Consider the following 20,850-nt stretch of genomic DNA (forward strand, 5'->3'; position numbering starts at 1 on the left):
GCGCAGCCGAAGCATCTCTACCGCAGTAGTAATCCTGATAATTGGATTGCGTTGTGCGGTAGAGATGCCTCGACTGCGCTCAGCATGACGTTCTGGTTTTAGCCAATTTCAATCCTACTCATTCCCAGCCGCCACATCCTCCACCCCCTCCTCAATCTTCTCCTCGGCCTCTTGGTGGTCATCCGAATCAGCAGCTTCGAGGAGATTTTCCTGTTCCTGCCAGCCCTGGGGCTCGTAGCTGAGGCGGATGTAGATGGGGTAATGGTCGGAGCCGATGTGGGTGAGGCGGCGCAGGTCCTGCAAGCGGAAATGGGCCGAGTGAAACACGTGGTCCAGCGGCCAGCGCAGCAGCTTGTAGTCGGCGTGGAAGGTGGGCAGCAGGCCGCGCCCGATGCGCGGGTCGAGCAGCCGCGAGAGCCGCCGGAACAGCTCAGACGTGTGCGACCACGCCACGTCGTTGAGGTCGCCGGCCACGATGGTCGGCCCGGTATGGTGCTGAATCACCTTGCCCACCACCAGCAGCTCCGCATCGCGGCGGGCGCTGTTTTTCGATTCCTGCGGAGCCGGCGGCTTGGGATGCAGAAAGTGCATGTTGACGGTGACCCCGCTGGGCAGCCGCACGCAGCCGTGAAACGACGGAATATCGGGGTCGAGAATGTAGCGAATCTGCGGCTCCACCAGCGGCAGGCGCGAGAACACCAGCATGCCATAGGTGTTGGGCAGCGGGGCGTGGCAGGTGTAGGGGTAGTCTTTTTCGATGCGCTGGAGCTGGCTCAGCCACCAGTCGTCGGTTTCCACGGCCAGCACCACATCGGGCCGCAGGTGCGAGATGTGGCCCAGCAGCCGCGAGGCATCCCGGTTATACATCAGCACGTTGGCCACGATGATGCTCAGGTGGTGGGCATCGTCATCGGCTGGCCGGCTGGCATCCGACACCTGCTTGCGGTGCAGCGGCGTGTAGGGCCAGATGCGGCTGAACTGGTACACCACCGCCACCGCCAGGCTCGCCACAAACAAGCTATTGCCGAAGCTGCGCGGCGTGGGCAAGGCCAGCGCCGCCCCTAGGCTCAGCAGCAGCGCCGCCACGATTTGCAGGCGCGGAAAGTCGCAGATGCGAATCCACCACGCGGTTTGGCGGAACACGGGCAGCAGCGTCACGAGCAGGCCCGCGCCCCCGATTATCCATACCGCCCAATGGCCGGTGGTCAGCATTGCAGAAAGAAGAGTGGGCATCAAAAGGGAAGCGGGTGGGATTTGTTAAAAGGGCAATTGAACCCAAAAGAACGTCATGCCGAGCGTAGCGAAGCATCTCGCTTGGGGTAGTAATTCAATCGTTGAAAGGGATTAGTGGCGGCGAGCGAGATGCTGCGCGGCGCTCTGCATGACGTTCTCTATTAGCAGTGCCGCCCCCTACACATCATCCTGAAAACCGCCCTTGCGCAGCTCCTCAATCGTGCGCATCACCCGGTCTTTGAGGGCGGTGCGGTATTTTTCCAGCGCATCGGCCAGCCGCGCGTTGCCGATGGCCAGCATTTGAATGGCCAGCACGGCCGCATTGGCGGCGCTGTCGATGCCCACCGTGGCCACCGGCACCCCGGCCGGCATCTGAATCATGCTCAGCACCGAATCGAGCCCCTGAATGGACGTGGTGCTATTAATGGGCACCCCAATCACCGGCAAAATGGTGAACGCGGCCACCATGCCCGGCAGGTGCGCCGCCCCGCCCCCGCCCGCAATCAGTACGCGCAGGCCGCGCTTGCGGGCACTTTCGGCATACTCTACCATGCGGTGCGGCGTGCGGTGCGGCGACACCAGCGTGATTTCATACGGCACCCCGAACTGGCGGCACACCTCGGCGGCGGCCGTCATAATTTTCAAATCCGACCGCGACCCCATGATAATGCCCACCAGGGGCGTTTCGGTGGTCGGGCGGTCGTCGGAACCGCTCGAAGCAGCGGCAGCAGTAGTATCGGGAATCATTCGGCGGAGAAAACAAAAGAGCGTAAAACCGGCCACTGCCGGCACCGGACGACACACAGGCCGCCGTTGAGGCGGCAAAATAGGGCTTTTCTGTCCGGCCCGCCCCTTCTCCTACCTTTGTTGCCTATGGAAATTCTGCTCGCCACCTTCACCACCCTCTTTTCCATCGTCAATCCGTTCGGGGCGATGCCGGTTTTCCTCACCCTCACCGCCGACGACCGCGCCTCCGAACGCGCCCGCACGGCCCTGCGGGCCTGCATTTACATGGTGGCCGTGCTCACGGTAGCGTTTTTTGGCGGGCAGTACATCCTGAATTTTTTCGGCATCAATATCCAGCATCTGCGCATCGCGGGCGGCATTCTGCTCATCCGCTCGGCGTTCGATTTGCTCACCCCCGGCGGCAACCGCGACCGGGTGGGCCCCGAAGCCCTCGAAGAAAGCAAGCAGAAGGACGACATCAGCTTCACCCCGCTGGCCATGCCCATGCTCTCCGGCCCGGGCTCGATGGCCATCTGCATCGGCCTCATCCGCCCCACCTACGTCGACAAGGCCATGACCGTGGCCGGCTTTGTGCTGGTAGCATTCGCCGCCTTCATTGTCCTGATTTTTTCGCTGCGCCTCACCCGCGTGCTCGGCAAGCCCGGCATGGCGGCCATGTCGCGCATCATGGGCTTCATCACGCTGGCCATCGGGGTCAATTTCCTGGCCTCGGCCATTGGGGTGCTGTTCCCCGGCCTCACGCGGTAGCGCAAAGGGTTCGGCAGGCCATTCACAACTGGTGAGGGGCATGTCGAACCCTTCGGCATGCCGCTCACAACTAGTGAGGGGCATACCGAATCCTTCGGCATGCCGCTCACAACTAGTGAGGGGCATACCGAACCCTTCGACATGCCGTTCACAACTGGTGAGCGGCATATCTAACCCTTTGGCATGCCGCTCACAACTGGTGAATGGCATGCCGAAGGGTTAGATATGCCGCTCACAACTAGTGAGGGGCATATCTAACCCTTTCCCATGCCATTCACGAGTGGTGAGTGGCTGGGGAAAGGTGGTTCGCTGAATTTGCGGCCCACGGCACCTATCGCCGCGTCCCCAGCCCGTACCTTTGCGCTTCCTTATGCTGAAAAACGACCTTTTCCTGCGTGCCGCCCGGGGCGAAGCCACCGAGCGCACCCCCGTCTGGCTCATGCGCCAGGCCGGCCGCATCCTGCCCGAATACCGCGCCCTGCGCGCCCGCCTCTCCGGCTTCAAAGAGCTGGTCGAAACCCCCGAGCTGGCCGCCGAAGTCACCATCCAGCCCATCGACGCGCTGGATGTGGACGCCGCCATCATCTTCTCCGACATCCTCGTGGTGCCCGATGCCATGGGCCTGCCCTACGAAATGGTGGAAGCCCGCGGCCCCTTGTTCCCCACCACCATCAAGACGGCGGCGGACATCGACAAGCTCCGCATCCCCGACCCCGAAGAAGGCCTCGGCTACGTGCTCGAAGCCCTGCGCATCACTAAAAAAGCCCTCAACGGCCGCGTGCCGCTCATCGGTTTCGCCGGCGCGCCCTTCACCATCCTGGCCTACATGATTGAAGGCCACGGCTCCAAAACCTTCAGCAAAGCCCGCGGCTTCCTCTACAAAGAGCCCGTTCTGGCCCACCGCCTGCTCGCCAAAATCACCGCCACCACCATCGCCTACCTGCAAGCCCAGGTGGCGGCCGGCGCGCAGGTCGTGCAGGTGTTCGATTCGTGGGCCGGCATCCTCACCCCCGCGCACTACACCGAGTTCTCGGCCCGCTACATCGCCGAAATCTGCGAAGCCCTGGCCCCCCTCGTGCCCGTCACCGTCTTCGCCAAAGGGGCTTGGTGGGCCGTGCCCGAGTTCGCCGCCATGCCCTGCCGCACGATAGGCCTCGACTGGAACCAGACCCCCAGCCAGGTCCGCCTCGAAGCCGGCAACAAAACCCTGCAAGGCAACCTCGACCCCTGCGCCCTCTACGGCACCCCCGAGCAGGTGAAAGCCGCTACCGAAGCCATGCTCCGTCAGTTCGCCGGCGGCCCCCACATCGCCAACCTCGGCCACGGCGTGTATCCCGATACTAATCCCGACAACGTGCGGGTATTCGTGGAAACGGTGAAGGCCTGGCGGGGATAGATTATCTATGTAGGATGCGGGGCTTGCCCCGCCCGCCGTTGAACGGAATTGTTGAAACGGTGCGAACGCACGGGCGGGGGCAAGCCCCGCACCCTACTTCAAACAACTCGATTTATGGACGTAAAAGACAGCAACGGCACCCTGCTCGCCGAAGGCGACTCGGTCACCCTCATCAAAGACCTCAAAGTGAAGGGCTCCTCGCTCACGCTCAAGCGCGGCACGGTGGTCAAAAACATCCGCCTCACCAACAGCGCCGCCGAAATCGAAGGCCGCGCCGGCGGCAGCACCATGGTGCTGAAAACCGAGTTTCTGAAAAAGGCTTAGCTTGCCATTGCCCTCATTTCAACAGTCACTGATAATGTGCGGCAATTGCTTTAAAGAAGAATTTTTCTCCTTCCCCAGCTATTGGGCTTTTGAAGAATTTGATTTGCAGCTAACTCAGGGATTACAACTTGCAAAAGGCTTGCGCTATGTAAAGCAGACCCAAATTGATAGGCTTCACGCGTTTTCAACCTACAAGTGTGAAAACTGTGGAACTACATGGCAGCTTTCAGAGCCTGATAATGCTTGGCGCGGATTCTTCTTGACAGAACCTAACGCAAAAGCATATCTGAATAAAATCGGTCGTAACGATAGAGCCCGTTCTTTCGGGTGCTTGGCGATTATAGTAATTCTTTCTGCCCTGGCGTTAATTTGGCGATTGAGTAGATAACTGTGCGGAGTTTCACTCCAGGCCATTATCTACCGCAGTCCCGCCTCCCCCGCTTCTTCCAGCAGCCGCTGTTTCTCTACGGGCACCACGCCTACCTGCTCGCACACCAGCCCGCCGCCCAAGTTGGCCAGCGCCGCCGTGAAGGCCGCCGGCTGGCCCAGCGCCACGCACAGCGCCGCAATGCTGATAACGGTATCGCCCGCGCCCGACACGTCGGAAATGGTGCGCAGGTGGGCCGGCAGGTAGGTCTTTTCGGCTTCCTGCTGGGCAAATACGCCGTATTCGGAAAGCGTGACCAGCACGATTTCGGGCGTCAGCACCTCCCGCAGCCGAGCCACGGCGGCCTCGAAACCGGCGCGGTCGGTATTAGGCTCGCCGAATTCCAGCTTCAGACCCTCGCGCAGCTCTTTCAGGTTGGGTTTGAAGAGGGTGCAGTGGCGGTAGGCCAGGAAATTCTTCTTCTTAGGGTCCACCACCGTGGGGATGCCGCGCTGCCGGGCGCGGGCAATGCACTCGATAATGATGCTTTCGCTGAGCACGCCTTTGTCATAGTCCTCAAAGATGACCACGTCGGCGCGGGCCAGCAGGTCGTCGTAGGCGGCCAGGAGCTGGGCGGCTTCCTCGGCGTTGAGGTCGGTTTCAATTTCGGAGTCGATGCGCAGCAGTTGCTGGCCGTGGGCCAGGATGCGCTGCTTCACCGTGGTGGGCCGGGCCGCGCTACGGATGAGCCCGTCGGCCGGCAGGTCGTGGGCGTGGAGCAGGTCCAGCAGCTGGTCGCCGCCCGCGTCATTCCCAATCACCGCGCAAAGCAGCGGCGTGGCCCCGAGGGCCTGCACGTTCAGGGCCACGTTGGCGGCCCCGCCGAGACGGTTTTCGGTGCGGGCTACGTGCACCACGGGCACGGGGGCCTCGGGCGAGAGGCGCGTGGCGCGGCCCCACACGTAGGCATCCACCATCACGTCGCCGATGATGAGGACGCGGAGGTTGTTAAAGTTGTCGAAAAGGTCGGTGAGGGAAGTTTCGCGCAAGGTTTCGCTGAATTTGCGACGCCCGAAAGAACGTCATGCAGAGCGCAGCGAAGCATCTCGCGTGCTTTAACTAACTCAATCGATTGGATTTACTTGAGCACGCGAGATGCTTCGCTGCGCTCTGCATGACGTTTATAATTAACCCAGCTTTGCCAGGCTGGCTTTGATACGGCGGAAGGCTTCCACCAGCTTGTCATCGGCGGCGGCGGTGCTAAAACGCATGCACTCCGGTGCCCCAAAAGCGTCACCCGACACGGCCGAAACGTGCGCGTCATTCAGCAGGTACAGCGCCAAATCCATAGATGTGGCGATGGTGCTGCCATCCGGCGCGAGGCGGTTGAAATAAGCCGAGACTTCGGGGAAGATGTAGAACGCGCCGCTGGGCGTGGGCGTGTTGAAACCGGGGATGTCCTTCACGATGTCGAGCACCAAATCGCGGCGGCGGCGGTAGGCGGCCACCATCTCATCGGCCGAAGACCGGCCGCCGCGCAGGGCGGCCAGCCCAGCCCGCTGGGCAATGGAGCAGGTGCCGGAGGTAATCTGGCTCTGCATCTTCTCGCAGGCGGCGGCAATGTCCTGCCGGGCGGCGAGGTAGCCCAGCCGCCAGCCCGTCATGGCGTAGCCTTTCGAGAAGCCGTTGACGGTGATAACCCGGTCTTTGATGGCCTCGAAATGGGCCAGGCTGGCGTGCTCGCCCACGAAGTTGATGTACTCGTAAATCTCATCGGCCAAGGCGTAGACCTGCGGGTGGCGGGCCAGCACTTCGGCGATTTCGCCCAGTTCCTCGCGGCTGAAAACTGCGCCCGTGGGGTTGCAGGGCGAGGAATACATGATGAGCTTGGTGCGCGGGGTGATGGCGGCTTCGAGCTGCGCGGCGGTCACCTTGTACTCGTTTTCGAGGGTACCCACCAGCGTCACGGGCACACCTTCGGCCAGCTTCACCATCTCCTCGTAGCTCACCCAGTAGGGCGCGAATACGATGACTTCCTCGCCCGGATTGACCAGGCTAAGCACGGCGTTGGCCAGCGCCTGCTTGGCCCCGGTGCTCACCACAATCTGGTTGGGCTGGAAATCGAGCTGGTTGTCGCGCTTGAATTTATCGCAGATGGCCTGCCGCAACTCCGGGATACCGGGCACGGGCGTGTAGAAGGTGTAGCCGTCGTCGAGGGCCTGCTTGGCGGCGTCCTTGATGTACTGCGGGGTCTGGAAATCGGGCTCGCCGAAGCTCAGGTTGATGATGTCGATGCCTTTGGCCATCAGCTCGCGGGCTTTTTTGACCATGGCGATGGTGGCCGATTCGTTCATCGCCAGCAGGCGGTGCGAGAGCGGCGAAACGGGCGCGAGCGTGGTGGTATCGGGCATATTGAGCAACGGTGAATGGGACGGCAAAGGTACGGCAGCAGCGCAGTAGCGCGGACTTTTAGTCCGCGAGTGGAACCGATGGACTCGCGGACTAAAAGTCCGCGCTACGGCACTACTGCCCTAGACGGCGCCAGCAGCGCCAGAGCACGCTCAAATCCGTGCCGGGCTCGTAATCTTTGGCGTAGAGCAACTCCAACCGCCGGCGCGTTACCTCATTGAGGGGCGTTGCGGAGTTGGCGGCATCGGCGGGCGAGAGCACGGCGGGCACGGCGCGGGCCGGGCCTTCGAGATGGCGCAGGCCCACCCAGGTGCGCCGGCCGAGCAAGACCGATGCGCAGTTGCGCAGGAACCCCACTTTTCTCGGCTGAAACCAGACCAGCACCGGGCTCAGCACCAGCAAACTGGCGCTGCTCAGCAGGTCGAGTAGACGCTTGGCGCGGGCCTGCTGGGGCTGGTAAAGGTTCAGGGCGATGTCGAGGGTGTAATAGTCGCCGGGCGAGTCTTTGCTGCTGCTGCCGATGATGTACTGGCTGTCCTCAGGCAGGATTTTGTAGGCCACGGGCGGCTCGGCGGGCAGGCCCAGCATGAGGGCGATAATCTGGCTCGCGGCCAGGTCCTTCCCGCAAAAAATCAACTCATTCAACGCGTAGAGGCGGATAATGTCGTCCAGCTGGCGCAGCTCGCCCAGCGGCTCCAAGAGCGACTGCGTGACGGAGTGACGGAGCGAATGGTCCCCGGCCGGCGCGGCCGAGGGCTCAGCCTCCTCCCCCACGCTCACGTAGCCAATCACGCGGGCCGATACCTGGGCGGCATCCAGCAGCTGGCGCACGCGGCGGCTCTCGGGGCCGGAGCCCACGATGGCAATATTTTTCTGTCGCCGCTCGCTCAGATGCAGATTTTTATACTTGATGAAGTGGGCTACCAATTGCCGGCCCACCAGCGCCGCCACGGCCCAGGCCCCGCCCAAAATAATGAGCGCCTTCGAAAATCGCCAAGCATCCAGAAAATTCGAGGCCGCCGAAATCAGCAGCGTGCCGATGAAGATGCCGCGCACCACCCGCGAGGTGCGCACCGGCTGGTCGTAGCCCCCGCTGAGGTAGGCCGACGTGAGCCAGACCGCGATGTAGGCCGGCACAGCCATCGTCATGTACTGCGGCGGATATGCGCCGGGTACAAACTTGTGGTTGTGCTCCCAGTAGGTTTTCAGGAAGTACATGCCGCCCCAAATCAGGCCGGCATCGAGCAACAGCGGGGCGGCGCGGACGGCCAGACGCTCGGCCACGGCCGCCCCGGCCCGCAGCCAGATGGCGGCGTTGATGAGCAGCGAAAACAGGCCCGCTCGGCCCGGCGCGAAGTGCTTCTGGGCAAAAATCACCATCGCCCGGTAGAACACAAATACGTAGTTCACGCTGGTGCGCTTCGTGCTTTCGCCCTTGTAGTGGATGATGCGGGTGCCGGGGAAATAATAGTTTTTCCAGCCACCCTGAGTGAGGCGGTACGAGAGGTCGATGTCCTCGCCGTACATGAAATAGTCTTCGTCGAGCAGCCCCACCTGGTCGAGCGCGGCCTTGCGCAGTAGCATGAAGGCCCCGCTCAACACCTCAATCTCGTGGGTTTCATCCTTATCCAGAAAGCCCAGGTGGTAGCGCCCGAAGGTGCGCGACTTCGGAAAAACACCCGCCAGCCCGAACATCTTGTAAAAAGCCACGGCCGGCGTGGGCAGGGCGCGTTTGCTTTCGGGCAGGAATTTGCCCTGGCCATCGAGCATTTTGATGCCCAGGCCGCCGCAGTTGGGGTGCGCGTCCATGAAATCGCAGCAGGCGCGGAAAGTGTCCTCTTCTACTACGGTATCGGGGTTCAGCAGCAGCTGGTATTGGCCGGTGGCGCGGCGCAGGGCCTGGTTGTTGCCTTTCGAGAAGCCGGGGTTGTCGCGGTTGGCAATGAGGATGACCTCCGGGAAACGCGCCCGCACCATGGCCACCGAGCCATCGGCCGAGTTGTTATCGACCACGAACACCTCCACCGGCTGGCCCAGCTTCTCCACGGCCCGCCGCACTGAGAGCAGCGCCTGCTCCAGGAAATAGCAGACGTTATAATTGACAATGACGACGGAGAGCTTGACCACGGGGCGCGAAATTACGTGTAGAACGCGCATTGTGCCGCCCGCTACCGCTGCGAGCACGAAGCATCGCCTAAGCCAACCGATTTATGCAGCGGAGACGTAACCGCTTGATTTCGGCTTTATCTTTTTATTGATTAAATATGTCTATATACAATAATTTGTATATTCATCTAAGCTTTGTCATCGTGACATGGGGTTATGATGTGTCCGGGCCGTTTAATCCTTAAAATAACCGAACCATGAAAATCATCATCGCCCTTTTACTCATCGGTTTCAGCTTTTCAACCGCCTTCGCGCAGAAAGGGACCGGCACGTCCGCCAGCAACGACAAAATGAAAGCCATGATTATCCAGCTCGACAAAGACTGGGCTGCCGCCACTTTGCATAACGATATGGCTTTCATGAAGAAATTCGTGGCTGATGACTGCCTATTCACGGAGGCCGATGGCACCGTAGCCACCAAGGCTGAGATGCTAAAAGATATGGAATCAGGGGCATCCAAGACCACGGCTAATGAAACCTCCAACTATTCGGTGCGTTTTTTCGGCCCCGACGTGGCAATTATTCGGCACGACATCAATGTCGCCGGCATGGACAAAGGCAAAGACACCAGCGGGGACTACCGCCGGATGCACGTATTTGTGCGCCGCAACGGCCAATGGGTTGTGGTGGACAGCCAGTCGGTGCGGATAGGCGGCAAAGCAATGGCCACGAAGTGATTACAACGCAAGGAAGTACCTGCTGGCGCTGGTATCGGCCCACCGTGCTTTGCCATCTTCTTCCTCCAGGTTATTTATACAGCAAGCCCCGACTCTGGTAAGAGCCGGGGCTTGCTGCCTTATTCAGGAGTGGGTAGGTAGTTGCCTGCAAATATCTTACGCACCTACCGCGCCTGTCGCAGGCGGTCCACGATGCTGCGGCCGAGGGTGATTTCGTCGGCGTATTCCAGCTCGCCGCCCATCGGAATGCCCCGGGCAATGGTGCTGATGTGGACGTTGGGCAGGTCGCGCAGGCGGCGCGAGAGGTAGAAGGCCGTGGTGTCGCCCTCCATCGTGGGCGAAATGGCGAGGATAACCTCGCGCACTTCCGAGTCTTCGCCCGCAGCCCGCTCTACCAGCGAATCAATGTGCAAATCGGAAGGGCCAATTCCTTCAATTGGCGAAATCACGCCACCCAATACATGATACACGCCCTTATACTGGCCGGTGTTTTCGATGGCGATGACGTCGCGCACGTCCGACACCACGCAGACCAGGCTGTGGTCGCGCAATTTGTTGGCACAGATGCCGCACTCCTCGGCATCGGAAATGCTGTGGCAGGTTTTGCAGTAGGTGATTTCGAACCGCATCTTGGCCAGGGCCTCGGCCAGGGTGGCCGTGGTGTCCATTTCGGCCTTCAGCAGGTGCAGGGCCAGGCGCAGGGCCGTTTTGCGGCCGATGCCGGGCAGGCGCGACAGCTCGCCGACGGCGTTTTCAATCAGTTTTGAGGGGAACTCCATTCAGTTAAATGGGATGGATGGCTAAACGACATCGGCCGAGATGCCGCGGTCGTGAATGGCGGTGCAAAGAGGCTCCAGCTCCTCGTAGGTGCCGATTTTGACGGCGCACTTGCCCTTGTAATGGATGAGCAGGGTGCACTGCTCGGCCTGCTCGGGCTGGTGGCCGCACACGTCCATCAGGGTTTTGATGACGTGGTCGAAGGTGTTGATGTCGTCGTTGTACACCACCAGGTTGCGCAGCTCTACGGCTTCTTCCAGCAGTAGAACGTCATCTTCGTAATCAATTTGCGGACGGGTATTCATAGGGCAAATTTACGCAGGAAAGGCCGCGTGAGATAGCCAGTAATAACCCCCAATCCGTCTTATTCGTTTCGTTGGTTCCCGGAGATTTGTCCCGCGCCCCGCCGTTTTCGGGCGTAGTTTTCCGTTTCGCCGCGTCAGCTTTCGCCGGCCCGCTCCTTTTCCGCATCCGCTTGCCATGCCCGTTCCCTCCGCCGATTTCAAAAAAGCCCTCAAGCGCCTCTCCGAGCCCGAAAAGGAAGCCCTCCTGCTCCGCGCCGTGCGCCGCGACGCCGAACTCTACGAAACCTTCCGCTTCGAATTACTGGCCGACGTGACCCTGGGCCAGATTCAGGAAGAAACCGCCGACCGCATCCACGAGCTATTTGCCGTAGCCGTCACCGGCCGCCTGCTCAACCGCAGCCTCGTGAAGGCCGTGCGCGCCGGCGTGCAGGAAGCGGCCCGCGCCCGCCGCATCACCAAAAACAAGCAGCTCGAAATCGACCTGCTGCTTTACATCCTGCGCCAGTGCATCGATAATTACTCGGGCCAGTTCGACAGCGTGTGGGACGGTTTCTACAACGCCACCGCCCGCCTGGCTGCCCGCCTGCCCGCCCTCATCCTCAAAAGCCTGCACGAAGACCTCTGGGTCGAATACCAGTCGGAGCTGGACGACGTGCTGCGCGAGCTGCACAGCCGCAAGAAAAGCCACAACCTAAAATTCGACTTGCCCCGAAAATTCGAAATCCCGGAATAAAACGCACAAAAAAAGGCCTGCCGAATCCGGCAGGCCTTTTTTATTCGCTGTGAAAACCGCAATTATGCTTTCTTGGCGATTACGTTGAAAGTCAAATCGAACGTGTCGTAGATGGCTTTGTCGCCGATGCTTTCGAAGAACGACTTCGAGCCGTATTTCAGGCCGAATTTGGTGCGGTCGATGGTAACCTTACCGCTGGCGGCGGCCACGCCGTCTTTCACGCCGGCTTTGGCGGGGAAGCTGATGCGCTGCGTCACGCCCTTGATGGTCAGGTCGCCGGCGATGGTCACGTTATCGGCATTGGCGGCGGCACCTTTGATGGGCGTTACGCTGGCAATTTTGAAAGTCGAAGTGGGGTAAGTAGCCACGCCGAAGAAGTCGTCGCTGCTCATGTGGCCCACAAATTTGCCCTGGCTTTCGGCATCTTTGATGTCGGTGGCCACCATGGTTTTCATGTTCACGGTCACGGTGCCGCCCACGATGTTGTTGCCTTTCACGAGCAGGTCGCCGTCGGAGAACTGCATGGTGCCCACGTGGCCGTGGGTTACGGCTTTGCCTTCCCAACCCAGGGTGCTCAGCTGCGGCTGCAGCTTGTAAGCGGGGGCCGGAGCTGCGGTGGCTACTTTGGGAGCCGAAGCAGCGGAAGTTGCGCCGATGGTGGCAACGGCAAACAGAGCGGGCAAGAGGAATTTTTTCATCTTAAACAAGGATTTGAAAAAAGGTAAGAAGTGTGAGTTGAAGTAAGCATCACGGCCGGGCCGCAACGAAAAAGCGTGCCGGAATTCCGGCGATTTAGGTTGTTGAAAAACGGCTTATTCCACCGTTCGCATTTTGTCGAGCAGGGCGTTCAGCTGGCGCATCTCGTCCTCGTTCAGCGCCATGTTTTCTTTGGTGTACAGCACCCCGGTTTGCTCCACCTGGTCGAGCAAATCGAGGCCAGCTTTGGTAATTCGGATGTCGACGGCCCGACGGTTGGCTGGGCACACGGTGCGGGTCACTAATTTTTTTTCTTCGAGGCGGTCCACGATGCGCGAGGCGTTGCTGGTTTTGTCCAGCATCCGGTCGATGAGCAGGGCCACCGTGGCCGGCAGCGGGTGCTGCCCGCGCAGAATGCGCAGAATATTGAACTGCGGCGAAGTGAGGCCAAACGGCTTGAACGCCGCCGCCTGCCGTAGCTGCAACCAGCCAGCCGTATATATCAGATTGATAAAGGCCTTTTGGTGCTCGTCGCGGAAAATGGGCTGTTTGATTTCGTCTTCGATGCGCATAGTAGGCAGTGGAATCGGATGCAAATATAATGTACATACATTTAATGTCACAACATCGTTCCCAATTATTTTAAAAAGTTTAGCCTTCTGCTCCTCCTGCCCTACCGCCGGGGCCTAAAATCCGTATCCCCGCACATTCACCATTCCCTGTATTGCTATGAATCGTTTCTTCCTGCTCGTATTCGCCGCTGGCTGCCTGGCCACTGCCCCACACCTGGCCGCTGCCCAGGCTGGCGGCTTCCCGGTGCAAACCACCAGCCGCACCCAGTTTGTAATGCTTGACGGCGAAGTAGTGCGCCGCGAGGGCACCCAGACCACGCCCCTCACCCAAAACGTGAAGCTGGCCGGCGGCGTGAAAATCAACTACAAAAACGGCATCGTAGAAATGCCCGCCGACAAAATCAACCCTCAGGGCAAGAAAATCACTCTGCACGAAGGCGACTACGTGAAGCCCGACGGCGGCGTGGTATTTGCCACCCCCGCCAGCGCCGCCGCCGCCCGGGGCGAGGGCACGCCGCCCACCACGCCCCCCGGCACCAAGTTCGAGCCCTACGTGCAGCACGGCCCCGGCTTCTCCGACCCCGCCATGCAAGTGTCGTTGCTCAATAAAAAGATTGAGCTGCTCAACCAGAAAATCCAGGTGCTCAGCCAGGGCCAGCCCACCAAGCCTGATACCAAGGCCATCGACGACCAGCTCAAGCAGCTTGACGCGCAACTGAACGGGCCTAAGTAACCCAAATAGCAGCGCACCGACTTCTAGCAGGTCGGTAGTAAGCCCGAATAGCTAAAAACCTGAAAGCCCCGGCGGGATGACACTCACCAACCGAGTGTCGCCCCGCTGGGGCTTTGTTACGCTAGCATCGGCCGTTGCTACCAATATGTCGCCCCGCCAGGGCTTCTTTATTATGGCAGCAACTTGACAGGCCGGGCCTAAGCCCGCCGCAGCAGCCCAGCTTCTTCCCGCACCAGCCCAAACGGCTCATCCTTCACAATCAGAAAGCCATCCAGGTCCAGCACTTCGGCCAGGGCACTGATTTCGAGGGCGGCCGCGATGCCCACGCTGGTTTCCACCATGCAGCCCAGCATGGGCAGCAGGCCGTGGGCGCGGGTACGGCGCAGCAGGTCGATGCCGCGCCGGAAGCCGCCGGCTTTCATCAGCTTCACGTTCACGCCATGGAATTGCTGAGCAATTTCGGCAAAGTCGGCCGCATCGGTCACCGACTCATCGGCGATGAGCGGCACGCTGCTGCGGGGACATAGGTAGCGGTAGTCGTCGGCCAGGGCGGCGGGCAGGGGCTGCTCCAGTAGTTTTATATACAGCCCGGGCACCGCAGCGGCGGCTTCCTGGAAGCGTAGTACGCTGTCGGCATCGGGCCAGGCTTCGTTGCCGTCTACCAGCAGGGCGTGGCCGGGCAGAGCGCGGGCCACTTCGCGCAGCAGGTCGAGGCCACCAGCCTGGTTTACTTTGATTTTTAATAGCTGAAAGCGGGCGGCATCCTGCTCACGCAGGAAACCGGCCACTTCGTCCGGCTCCATAATGGGGAGGGAAAACGCCGTGGGCACGGCGGCAGCGGGCGGCGGCACACCCAGCCATTGCCACACCGGCTGCCCGGCGCAAGCGGCCAGCCACTGAACCAGCGCGGATTCGAGGGCAAAGCTCAGGGCATGCGCTACAGGGTTGGTAGCCAGCAGGGCATCAAGCTCCGACAAGGCGGTGACTTCGGCTAAGCCATTGGCCAGCAGGATGGCGAACTGTTCCTGGAGCAACTCCGGCGACTCGCCGTAGCGGACATTGGGCGCGGCCTCGCCGGTACCCTGCTGGCCGTGGCCGGCCACGCGCAGCACCAGATTGGTTTTGGTGGCCGAGGCATTGCGGGATATTTTCCAAACGTAGCGAAGCGGAAGCAGGTGCGGAGTGAGGGTCCAGATAGGCATGAGCGAGAGGGAAGCAGCATCACCGGGGCTTGAGCAGCAAGCGCTACCGACGGGTAACGCAACAACCACGGAGAATTCGGGGCATTAAACGAAATTTTTGCTTCATCAGCTTAAAAAGCTGCTGGAAACTGCTCGAAAGAAGCAGAATTTTATTTCGGTGCCAACCAACGGCAGAATTAGACCGATGGGAAGAAATCAATAGGCCCTATTGCTTCCTTAAAACAAATCCCGCAGCCGGCTTCCGGTAGTGCCCAACGGGCACGGTCGGGCTTGGTGGCGGGATAATGCCGTTCTTTGAGGCCTCATTCCGTATTCACGGCCTTTTTCAATTGCATGGCAAAATCCCGTTTACTCCTCGTTGCTTTTATGGTGCTGCTGGCTGGTGTGCTCACCGTGCTCGCCGCCAACCAGATGCTGGCCCTGCCGCCCGTGGTGCCCGTAGCGGCCCGCTGGCTGGCCCTGCTGGCCATTGCCGCCGCCGTGGCCCCCCGGCGCTCCCTCACCCTCTGGATTGTGGTGAGTATGCTCATCGGCATCGAGCTTGGGCATGATGCACCCGGCGTAGCCATGAACCTCAAAGTACTGAGCGACGCCTTCTTACGCCTCGTAAAAACCATCATCGCGCCGCTGGTTTTCGCTACGCTGGTAGTCGGCATTGCCGGCCACGCCGACCTGAAGCAGGTGGGCCGCATGGGCCTCAAAGCGCTGGTTTACTTTGAAGTCGTCACCACGTTTGCCCTCTTCATTGGCCTGGCTGCCATCAACTTAACCAAGGCCGGCGTGGGCATCAGTCAGGTTGGCGTGAAGGAAGAAGCCCTGACCGCCGCCGCCCCCCAGACCGCCGCCGACATCATCCTGCACATCTTCCCCGAGAACATTGCCAAATCGGTGGCCGAAGGGCAGGTGCTCCAGGTGGTTATTTTCGCCATCATCTTCGCTATCGGCCTGGCCCTCACCCCGGAGCGCCCGCGCCGCGTGATGCTGGAATTCTGCGAAAGCCTGTCGGAAGTCATGTTCAAGTTCACCAACGTGGTGATGTATTTCGCACCGCTGGGCGTGGGCGGAGCCCTGGCCTACACGGTGGGCAAAATGGGTTTCGCCCCGCTGCTCAATGCCTTGCAGCTGCTGCTCACGCTCTACGGGGCGCTCATTGCCTTCGTGCTGCTGGTGCTGCTGCCGGTAGCATTATTTGCCCGCCTGCCGCTGCGCCGCTTCATCGCGGCCGTGGCCGAGCCGGTCAGCATCGCCTTCGCCACCACGTCCTCGGAAGCGGCCCTGCCCCGGGCCATGGAAGCGATGGAAAGCATCGGCGTGCCACGCCGCATCGTGGCCTTTGTGATGCCGACGGGCTATTCGTTTAACCTCGACGGCACGACGCTATACCTTTCGCTGGCAGCCGTTTTCGTAGCGCAGGCTGCCGGGGTGCCGCTCACTTTCGGCCAGCAATTGCTCATGGTATTCACGCTGATGCTCACCAGCAAGGGCGTGGCGGGCGTGCCCCGGGCCTCGCTGGTTATCCTGCTGGCCACGGTAGCATCGTTCAACCTGCCGGCCTGGCCGGTGTTCATCATCCTGGGCATTGATGCCCTGATGGATATGGCCCGCACGGCCGTGAACGTGCTCGGCAACTGTTTAGCTTCGGCCGTCGTAGCCCGTTGGGAAGGAGAATTTGTAGACGGCTACCATGGCCCCGACCCGGCAGCCGTTTCGCAATAGAACTTTTTCAATAATAGCCAAGTTAAACAAGTGGCTTGGCCGGTTGAATTCCTCTTTTTAAGGGGTATTTTGAGCCTTTTACCGAGCAGATGCCAACTGGTTGATGTAAATCATCTAATTTTACACCATGCCTTTGAAGTAATTGCAAGAGGTTTGGCAAAGGCATTTTTTTGTTGTAATATTTGATTTTTACGATATAATTTTCTACCTTCCGCCTATGAAAATCGTCCGTCCTCTCGCATTACTGGCTCTTTCGCCGATGCTACTGCTGGCTCCGGCTTGCGTGTCGGTCAAGACTATGATGAAAGGCACGCCATCGGCGGCCATCTCCAAACGCCTGCCGCCGCTGGAAATTCTGGCCGACCAGGGCCCGCTGGCGATGAACGACGGAGCTCTGCCCGAAGACCCGCTGAAATTATTTCAGCAGGAGTGCCGGGTGAATTTGACGGAACCCACCGACTCGGCCACGTACGGCTACGCCAAGCTGATAGTGAAGAAGGTACGCACCCTGCGCACCGGCCGCGCCGTGCAGGGCCTGCAGGTACTCACCTTCATGATTCCCGCTGTGGTGGGCGTGCCACTGGAATGGTATAAAACCACGCTGCAAGCTGAAGTACAGGTGAGCGACGCGGCCGGCAACCTGCTGGGCTCCTACCTCGGCACGGGCACCTCGGAAGTGAAAGTGGCCATGTACCACGGCTACTCGCAGACGGCCGCGCCCCGCCTGGCCGACGTTATTGCCCTGCGCAGCGCCATGGCCCAGATTCGGCCCCAGCTCGATACTGCCACCACCCGCCTGCGCCCCCTGCTGATGGCCGGCGGCACCGTGGAAAACCCCACCCTGCCGGCCTCGTCGGTGGTGACGGGCAGCCGCTAACCCTTGGGTTAACGCTCGTTTTTTTCCTCTTCTGAGTTAGCATTAAAAGGCCCGTCGTGCCCTGCCTCCCGGTTCCGGGCAGTGGGCGCGACGGGCCTTATCTTTGGGATTACCATGACCCACCTCCTGCCCTTCCGGTTTTCTGCCATTCTGCTTTTGGGCCTCGGGCTGCTGCCCGGCTGCTGCGCCAATAACGTGTGCGACTGCCCCGGCGAAGCCCAGGCGGATGCCATCAAGCTAGTTTTCTCACAGACCGACTTTCCCATTAGAGCTGACCTCGATACGATTGTGCTTCAGCGCTATCCGTTGGTAATCGTGCCGGCCAGCGGCTCCAACCCCGGCACCAAGCCCGAAACCGTGACCCTGATTCGCTCGGTAGCCCAGGCCTACGACACGATTGTTATCAACAACAGCACGCCGTTTGGCCAGGTGAGCACGGCTAAGCTCGACCAATACCAGTACTACGTGTGCTATTATCCGGCCCCACACCGGAAGAGCCCGGCCTTCGCCTTGGTTATTGATAAGGTAGCGTTGAAGGGAAATCTGGATGGCAACGGCTGCTGCACGTGCTACACCAACACGCAAAAGGACATTACCACGCGCAAGGACATCACGGCCAGCGCCTCCACGGCTCTGACTGTTAACCTCAAGGACAAAGGACTCCCGGCCTTCCCCGCCTTCACCATCACCAAGTAGCCCGCCAGGCGCTTGCCTACGTATAGCTACCGCCGCGCTGCAACGTTTGGCCGGGCATTCCTGTTTTCGTTCCTATGGCTGCTGAACCTACTCTTACGGTGGCTCCGACGGTGCCCGCTGCACCGCGCCCGCCCGCTCCTGCTTCTGTTTTTCCATTTAAATCCACGCTCAGCCTGGAGCCGCTGATTGCCTATTGGCATGCGCGCGAAAGCGCCAGCAATGCCGGCGTGGCCCTGTTGGCCAAGGCCATTGGCCAGCAGGTGGCCGAGGCGGGCTGGTGCCGGGGCCTGCTCACCGATTATTCGGTGCTGGAATGCAACTGCGACCTGGTGGAAACCCTGATGCTGGCCGTGTTCCCGCCGGCCTCCTTTGCCACCGACATCAGCGGCGTGGTGGCCCCGTTTCAGCGGCGCAGCTTCTACTCCACGCACTTGTTCGAGGAGATAATGCTGAACAAGGACCGCACCGTGAAGCAGCCGCTCAACATCGACATGGCGGCCATGGAGCGGCAGATGGGCCTGATGGCCTACCACCTGATACTGCACCGCCTGTACGGGGCCGAAATGCCGAGCCTGGGCACCATCGTTTTTACTGTACCCGACTACAAAATCGGGTTGTACCGACACTACGGGGTCGATTTTAACTCCGATTTTGTGATGGTGAAGGTGGTGGGCGAATTGCCCGCACTCACACCCGAACAGATTGAATTTCTGATTCATAACCGCCACCGGCCGGAGTTCTGGAATGAGCTGCTGCCGCCCGAGCATTTCGAGCTGGAGGGCTTCAACCTGTTGCAGCTGGTGGATATTACCGACCAGGAAATCCTGTCGGAGCTGAAGTACGACCTGCTGGAGCGCGACGTGCTGCAAACCCCCGCCCGCTTCGAGCAGATTCAGGAGAAGCTGCGGGTACTGTTTGCGCAGCCGGCCTTGCAGCTGGGTATTGCGGCTTATGACGAGAAAAAGCGTGCTTTCGTGGACTTTGGGCGCAAAATCAACCACAGCTTTCTCACCAAGCAGGTTCAGCACCAGTCGGCCGACGGCAGCTTCCGGCAGATTTATGAGCGCCTGCTGCGCGAGCGGGAGCCGTTGGTGCTCAAGGATGTAGCCACGGCCGACATTCCGCACGACCTACGCCATCAGATTATTACGCTGGGCATCAAGTCGGCTATTCTGGCGCTGCTGCCCTACGGCAACGACACGGTGGGCCTGCTGGAGCTGGGCACGCCCGACGTGAACGGCCTCGATGAGTTTGACATGGACAAGGTAGCGCAGTTTGTGCCGCTGTTTGCGGTGGCGGTGAAGCGCAACGCTGAAGACCTGCAGTCCCGCATTCAGGCCGTGATTCAGGAGAAATTCACCGCCATTCACCCCACCATGGAGTGGCGCTTTGCCGACGCGGCCCGCAACCTGCTGACGCAACTCGATGCCGGAAACCGCACGGCCGAAATGGAGGCCATCGTGTTTGAGGACGTGTACCCGCTGCACGGCTCCTGCGACATTCGCGGCAGCAGCACGGTGCGCAACGAGGCCATTCAGGGTGACCTCATCGAACACCTCACGCTGGCTAATAAGGTCCTGAAAAAGGCTTCGGAATGCCAGCAGCTGCCCATTCTGGACGAGTTGAAATTCTACGTTACCAAGAACCTGAAGCGGCTGCGCGACGGCCTGCTTTCCGGCGATGAGGCCAATATTTACGACTCGCTGAAGCGCGAAGTGGAGCCGCTATTCGAGTATCTGGCTACGCACACGCCCGAGCTGCGGCCCGTCATCACCAGCTACTGGAATAATATTGACCCCAAGCTGGGCATTCTCTACAAGCGCCGCCAGGACTTTGAAATCAGCGTGACTACGCTCAACGATGCCGTGAGCGACTACCTCGACGAGGAGGAAGAAAAGGCGCAATCCATGTTCCCGCATTACTTCCAGCGCTACAAAACCGATGGCGTGGAGTTCAATATCTACGTGGGCAGCACGCTGGTACAGGATAAGCCGTTCGACTTGGTTTTCCTGAAAAACCTGCGCCTGTGGCAGCTGCTGACGATGGTGGAAATCACACGCCGCACCCATGTGCTGAAGGCCACCCTGCCCGTGCCGCTGGATACGACGCAGCTTATTCTCATTCACGGGCAGCCGCTAAGCATTCGGTTCCGGCAGGATGAGCGGCAGTTCGACGTGGACGGCGCCTACAACATCCGCTACGAAATAATCAAGAAGCGGATTGATAAAGCCACCGTGCTGGGCACGGGCGAACGCCTGACCCAGCCCGGCACCCTAGCCCTGGTGTACGCGCAAACCCGGGAGGCCGTGGAATACTACGAGTACATCGACTACCTCCAGGACCGGGGCCTGCTGGAGGCGGGGGTTGAAGAGCTTGAACTGGAAGAGTTGCAGGGCGTGAAAGGCCTGCTGGCCCTGCGGGTACGGGTCCGGTTGGCCGAATAACGCTTGCCAAACGTCTTTTTAAGTAGCAAGAAA

The 20,850-nt window shown here is 60.4% G+C and carries 20 protein-coding genes; 10 read left to right on the forward strand and 10 right to left on the reverse strand.

Annotated elements, in window-relative coordinates:
• Window positions 1-114 precede the first annotated feature (114 nt).
• Both ACYU70_RS05730 and purE read right to left on the reverse strand, forming a co-directional pair.
• On the reverse strand, window positions 115-1,233 hold the full coding sequence (locus ACYU70_RS05730; protein ID WP_342298797.1) for an endonuclease/exonuclease/phosphatase family protein: 1,119 nt from the start codon (window positions 1,231-1,233) through the stop codon (window positions 115-117).
• A 177-nt stretch (window positions 1,234-1,410) separates the two neighbouring features.
• On the reverse strand, window positions 1,411-1,980 hold the full coding sequence (gene purE / locus ACYU70_RS05735; protein WP_425293332.1) for a 5-(carboxyamino)imidazole ribonucleotide mutase: 570 nt from the start codon (window positions 1,978-1,980) through the stop codon (window positions 1,411-1,413).
• 126 nt (window positions 1,981-2,106) lie between these two features.
• Between purE and ACYU70_RS05740 the strand changes: the two genes are divergently transcribed.
• The 3 genes from ACYU70_RS05740 to ACYU70_RS05750 all read left to right on the forward strand — a co-directional run bounded on the left by ACYU70_RS05740 (window position 2,107) and on the right by ACYU70_RS05750 (window position 4,447).
• Entirely contained in the window at window positions 2,107-2,727 is a 621-nt protein-coding gene (locus tag ACYU70_RS05740; protein WP_342298799.1) for a MarC family protein, read from the forward strand.
• Between the two features lie 370 nt (window positions 2,728-3,097).
• Window positions 3,098-4,123, forward strand: coding sequence for a uroporphyrinogen decarboxylase (gene hemE / locus ACYU70_RS05745; protein WP_342298801.1), 1,026 nt, complete (start codon window positions 3,098-3,100; stop codon window positions 4,121-4,123).
• A gap of 114 nt (window positions 4,124-4,237) precedes the next feature.
• A complete protein-coding gene (locus tag ACYU70_RS05750) occupies window positions 4,238-4,447 on the forward strand; it encodes a zinc ribbon domain-containing protein YjdM (protein WP_035567109.1) in 210 nt (69 codons plus the stop codon).
• Window positions 4,448-4,864: 417 nt separating this feature from the next.
• Here ACYU70_RS05750 and ACYU70_RS05755 read toward each other — a convergent pair whose 3' ends face one another.
• The 3 genes from ACYU70_RS05755 to ACYU70_RS05765 form a co-directional block, all read right to left on the reverse strand.
• On the reverse strand, window positions 4,865-5,863 hold the full coding sequence (locus ACYU70_RS05755; RefSeq protein WP_342298806.1) for a bifunctional heptose 7-phosphate kinase/heptose 1-phosphate adenyltransferase: 999 nt from the start codon (window positions 5,861-5,863) through the stop codon (window positions 4,865-4,867).
• Window positions 5,864-6,001: 138 nt separating this feature from the next.
• A complete protein-coding gene (locus tag ACYU70_RS05760) occupies window positions 6,002-7,225 on the reverse strand; it encodes a pyridoxal phosphate-dependent aminotransferase (RefSeq protein ID WP_342297248.1) in 1,224 nt (407 codons plus the stop codon).
• Between the two features lie 112 nt (window positions 7,226-7,337).
• Entirely contained in the window at window positions 7,338-9,350 is a 2,013-nt protein-coding gene (locus tag ACYU70_RS05765; protein ID WP_342297249.1) for a glycosyltransferase family 2 protein, read from the reverse strand.
• Between the two features lie 236 nt (window positions 9,351-9,586).
• On the opposite strand from ACYU70_RS05765, the gene ACYU70_RS05770 reads away from it, so the two are divergent.
• A complete protein-coding gene (locus ACYU70_RS05770) occupies window positions 9,587-10,066 on the forward strand; it encodes a nuclear transport factor 2 family protein (protein ID WP_342297251.1) in 480 nt (159 codons plus the stop codon).
• 164 nt (window positions 10,067-10,230) lie between these two features.
• Here the strand turns inward: ACYU70_RS05770 and recR are convergent, their stop codons facing one another.
• Complete coding sequence (gene recR, locus ACYU70_RS05775; protein WP_342297253.1) at window positions 10,231-10,845, reverse strand: recombination mediator RecR; 615 nt, start codon at window positions 10,843-10,845, stop codon at window positions 10,231-10,233.
• Window positions 10,846-10,866: 21 nt separating this feature from the next.
• On the reverse strand, window positions 10,867-11,148 hold the full coding sequence (locus ACYU70_RS05780; protein WP_342297255.1) for an ATP-dependent Clp protease adaptor ClpS: 282 nt from the start codon (window positions 11,146-11,148) through the stop codon (window positions 10,867-10,869).
• A gap of 175 nt (window positions 11,149-11,323) precedes the next feature.
• On the opposite strand from ACYU70_RS05780, the gene ACYU70_RS05785 reads away from it, so the two are divergent.
• Window positions 11,324-11,881 carry a hypothetical protein gene (locus ACYU70_RS05785; protein ID WP_342297256.1) on the forward strand — a complete coding sequence of 186 codons (558 nt, stop codon included), beginning with the start codon at window positions 11,324-11,326 and terminating at the stop codon, window positions 11,879-11,881.
• Between the two features lie 62 nt (window positions 11,882-11,943).
• Here the strand turns inward: ACYU70_RS05785 and ACYU70_RS05790 are convergent, their stop codons facing one another.
• Together ACYU70_RS05790 and ACYU70_RS05795 are read right to left on the reverse strand one after the other, a co-directional pair.
• Window positions 11,944-12,579 carry a YceI family protein gene (locus ACYU70_RS05790; protein ID WP_342297257.1) on the reverse strand — a complete coding sequence of 212 codons (636 nt, stop codon included), beginning with the start codon at window positions 12,577-12,579 and terminating at the stop codon, window positions 11,944-11,946.
• A gap of 114 nt (window positions 12,580-12,693) precedes the next feature.
• Entirely contained in the window at window positions 12,694-13,149 is a 456-nt protein-coding gene (locus ACYU70_RS05795; RefSeq protein ID WP_342297259.1) for a MarR family winged helix-turn-helix transcriptional regulator, read from the reverse strand.
• Window positions 13,150-13,306: 157 nt separating this feature from the next.
• On the opposite strand from ACYU70_RS05795, the gene ACYU70_RS05800 reads away from it, so the two are divergent.
• Window positions 13,307-13,882, forward strand: a complete 576-nt coding sequence (locus ACYU70_RS05800) for a DUF6799 domain-containing protein (protein ID WP_342297261.1) — start codon at window positions 13,307-13,309, stop codon at window positions 13,880-13,882.
• Between the two features lie 197 nt (window positions 13,883-14,079).
• On the opposite strand, the gene ACYU70_RS05805 is transcribed toward ACYU70_RS05800, so the two are convergent.
• On the reverse strand, window positions 14,080-15,084 hold the full coding sequence (locus ACYU70_RS05805; protein ID WP_342297263.1) for an enolase C-terminal domain-like protein: 1,005 nt from the start codon (window positions 15,082-15,084) through the stop codon (window positions 14,080-14,082).
• A 333-nt stretch (window positions 15,085-15,417) separates the two neighbouring features.
• Here ACYU70_RS05805 and ACYU70_RS05810 point away from each other — a divergent pair, with 333 nt between their 5' ends.
• From ACYU70_RS05810 to ACYU70_RS05825, 4 genes are all read left to right on the forward strand, one after another.
• On the forward strand, window positions 15,418-16,800 hold the full coding sequence (locus tag ACYU70_RS05810) for a dicarboxylate/amino acid:cation symporter (protein ID WP_342297264.1): 1,383 nt from the start codon (window positions 15,418-15,420) through the stop codon (window positions 16,798-16,800).
• Window positions 16,801-17,017: 217 nt separating this feature from the next.
• Window positions 17,018-17,677, forward strand: a complete 660-nt coding sequence (locus tag ACYU70_RS05815) for a hypothetical protein (RefSeq protein WP_342297265.1) — start codon at window positions 17,018-17,020, stop codon at window positions 17,675-17,677.
• 114 nt (window positions 17,678-17,791) lie between these two features.
• Entirely contained in the window at window positions 17,792-18,373 is a 582-nt protein-coding gene (locus ACYU70_RS05820; protein ID WP_342297266.1) for a hypothetical protein, read from the forward strand.
• 74 nt (window positions 18,374-18,447) lie between these two features.
• Window positions 18,448-20,817, forward strand: a complete 2,370-nt coding sequence (locus ACYU70_RS05825; RefSeq protein ID WP_342297268.1) for a GAF domain-containing protein — start codon at window positions 18,448-18,450, stop codon at window positions 20,815-20,817.
• The last annotated feature ends 33 nt before the right edge of the window (window positions 20,818-20,850 follow it).

Source organism: Hymenobacter segetis (genome assembly GCF_054776495.1).

What these genes read in the sequence shown, in the direction of transcription:
- ACYU70_RS05730 (WP_342298797.1), bottom strand. Translation starts at nt 1,233, where the DNA reads ATGCCCACTCTTCTTTCTGCAATGCTGACCACCGGCCATTGGGCGGTA.
- purE (WP_425293332.1), bottom strand. Translation starts at nt 1,980, where the DNA reads ATGATTCCCGATACTACTGCTGCCGCTGCTTCGAGCGGTTCCGACGAC.
- ACYU70_RS05740 (WP_342298799.1), top strand. Translation starts at nt 2,107, where the DNA reads ATGGAAATTCTGCTCGCCACCTTCACCACCCTCTTTTCCATCGTCAAT.
- hemE (WP_342298801.1), top strand. Translation starts at nt 3,098, where the DNA reads ATGCTGAAAAACGACCTTTTCCTGCGTGCCGCCCGGGGCGAAGCCACC.
- ACYU70_RS05750 (WP_035567109.1), top strand. Translation starts at nt 4,238, where the DNA reads ATGGACGTAAAAGACAGCAACGGCACCCTGCTCGCCGAAGGCGACTCG.
- ACYU70_RS05760 (WP_342297248.1), bottom strand. Translation starts at nt 7,225, where the DNA reads ATGCCCGATACCACCACGCTCGCGCCCGTTTCGCCGCTCTCGCACCGC.
- ACYU70_RS05770 (WP_342297251.1), top strand. Translation starts at nt 9,587, where the DNA reads ATGAAAATCATCATCGCCCTTTTACTCATCGGTTTCAGCTTTTCAACC.
- recR (WP_342297253.1), bottom strand. Translation starts at nt 10,845, where the DNA reads ATGGAGTTCCCCTCAAAACTGATTGAAAACGCCGTCGGCGAGCTGTCG.
- ACYU70_RS05780 (WP_342297255.1), bottom strand. Translation starts at nt 11,148, where the DNA reads ATGAATACCCGTCCGCAAATTGATTACGAAGATGACGTTCTACTGCTG.
- ACYU70_RS05785 (WP_342297256.1), top strand. Translation starts at nt 11,324, where the DNA reads ATGCCCGTTCCCTCCGCCGATTTCAAAAAAGCCCTCAAGCGCCTCTCC.
- ACYU70_RS05790 (WP_342297257.1), bottom strand. Translation starts at nt 12,579, where the DNA reads ATGAAAAAATTCCTCTTGCCCGCTCTGTTTGCCGTTGCCACCATCGGC.
- ACYU70_RS05795 (WP_342297259.1), bottom strand. Translation starts at nt 13,149, where the DNA reads ATGCGCATCGAAGACGAAATCAAACAGCCCATTTTCCGCGACGAGCAC.
- ACYU70_RS05800 (WP_342297261.1), top strand. Translation starts at nt 13,307, where the DNA reads ATGAATCGTTTCTTCCTGCTCGTATTCGCCGCTGGCTGCCTGGCCACT.
- ACYU70_RS05805 (WP_342297263.1), bottom strand. Translation starts at nt 15,084, where the DNA reads ATGCCTATCTGGACCCTCACTCCGCACCTGCTTCCGCTTCGCTACGTT.
- ACYU70_RS05810 (WP_342297264.1), top strand. Translation starts at nt 15,418, where the DNA reads ATGGCAAAATCCCGTTTACTCCTCGTTGCTTTTATGGTGCTGCTGGCT.
- ACYU70_RS05815 (WP_342297265.1), top strand. Translation starts at nt 17,018, where the DNA reads ATGAAAATCGTCCGTCCTCTCGCATTACTGGCTCTTTCGCCGATGCTA.
- ACYU70_RS05820 (WP_342297266.1), top strand. Translation starts at nt 17,792, where the DNA reads ATGACCCACCTCCTGCCCTTCCGGTTTTCTGCCATTCTGCTTTTGGGC.
- ACYU70_RS05825 (WP_342297268.1), top strand. Translation starts at nt 18,448, where the DNA reads ATGGCTGCTGAACCTACTCTTACGGTGGCTCCGACGGTGCCCGCTGCA.